Origin of the sequence: Oceanospirillum sediminis, assembly GCF_014164585.1 — a bacterium.
Lineage (GTDB): Bacteria > Pseudomonadota > Gammaproteobacteria > Pseudomonadales > Halomonadaceae > Oceanospirillum > Oceanospirillum sediminis.
The window spans coordinates 1-319 of record NZ_JACJFM010000317.1 but is presented as its reverse complement, the minus strand read 5'-3'; the positions used below and the strand labels follow the sequence as shown (position 1 = coordinate 319).

Below are 319 nucleotides of genomic sequence, written 5' to 3'. Positions count from 1 at the left end.
TCACCCTGAAAGAAGGAGTGAATGCTTCAGAACAGGAAATTATCGATTTCTGTCGCGAACATCTGGCTCATTTCAAATGACCGAAAAAAGTATGTTTTGCTGCTTTACCCAAAACCTCAACCGGTAAAATTCAGAAATTTGCCCTGCGGGATATGGTCCGGGAACTGACCGACTGACCGTTTGTTTACTGAACTTGGGACTGTATGAGGAATCGTGTATGCTGCTGAGCCAGAATCCGGATACTGTCTTTGCTGCCAGTTCAGGTCTGTCCCTTCTGCACTGTTATCCATGAAATTATTCTGCGGATGCATCACTGCAG

Annotated in this window: 1 protein-coding gene and 1 pseudogene; one reads left to right on the top strand and one right to left on the bottom strand. The window is 45.5% G+C overall.

Features of this window, described 5'->3' with window-relative positions; all coding sequences use genetic code 11:
• Window positions 1-176 (top strand): annotated as a pseudogene (locus tag H4O21_RS26050) (AMP-binding enzyme); the annotation flags it as partial.
• Here H4O21_RS26050 and H4O21_RS25640 read toward each other — a convergent pair.
• Window positions 117-319, bottom strand: a 203-nt coding sequence (locus H4O21_RS25640) for a hypothetical protein (RefSeq protein WP_220495912.1), incomplete at its 5' end; no start/stop codon positions are given. The pseudogene H4O21_RS26050 and the gene H4O21_RS25640 overlap by 60 nt on opposite strands.